Source organism: Oleiphilus sp. HI0080 (genome assembly GCF_001635135.1).
Genome location: NZ_LWFU01000983.1, coordinates 1 through 961, shown reverse-complemented (window position 1 = coordinate 961; position 961 = coordinate 1). Strand labels below are relative to the sequence as shown.

Here is a 961-nt window from a genome sequence, read left to right as displayed (position 1 = left end):
GTAGAAGGTGTAACAGGGTCGCTCTATTTACTGGAAACAGATTCAAGCCGAATTGTGCTTGATTGCGGTTTATTTCAAGGCGGGCGTAAAGAAGAAGAGGCGAATTCAAAACCTCTGCCGTTTGATCCGAGCACCATCGATGCTGTCGTTATATCGCACGCGCACTTGGATCATTCCGGTCGTATTCCTTTGTTGGTCAAGGCTGGGTATGACGGGGTTATTCATATGACATGGCCGACATGCGAGCTAGTGGACGTTTTGCTCAAGGATGCAGCATCTTTGCAAGAACGGGATGCGGAGTGGGAGAGTCGTCGCCGTCGTAGAGCAGGCAAGGAAGATATAGAGCCTCTTTACACGACCGAAGACGTGCTCGATGCGCTCACCTATTGCAAAGGCAGCGATTATTATCGCGATGTTAAAATCACATCCGATGTTCGCGTTCGATTTCTAGATGCAGGGCATATTCTTGGCTCTTCCATTGTCGAGCTCTATATCAAAGAAGCCGGGATAGAGAAAAAGCTCGTTTTCTCAGGTGATCTCGGCAATTCGCAGGCGGCCTTGCTGCGTGATCCCGATATTGTTGAGTCGGCAGATGTGGTAATGATGGAATCAACCTATGGCGATCGTGATCATCGCTCAATGGAGGAAACGCTCGAAGAGTTTGAGAGTATCATTGAGGACGCCTCAAAGAATGGCGGTAATATTCTCATACCATCATTCGCCGTCGGCCGAACGCAGGAAATTATTTTTCGTCTTGGTGAGCTTTATCAGCAAGGTAAACTGAGACATCAGGTGGCGTATCTTGATAGTCCGATGGCGATCTCGGTGACAGAGATTTATCATCGATACAGTGATATCTATAACGAAGAAGATCTGGATACCATTGAGCACCCCACCTTGCCCTCGTCAAAACGACATAAGAGTCTGCATACCTTTTTACCGATACTTCGTTACTCCTGTA

At 47.7% G+C, this 961-nt stretch carries 1 protein-coding gene; it reads left to right on the top strand.

What is annotated here, in order from left to right; all coding sequences use genetic code 11:
- Positions 1-961: MBL fold metallo-hydrolase (locus A3751_RS18805; protein ID WP_068458544.1), on the top strand; the 961-nt coding region annotated here is incomplete at both ends.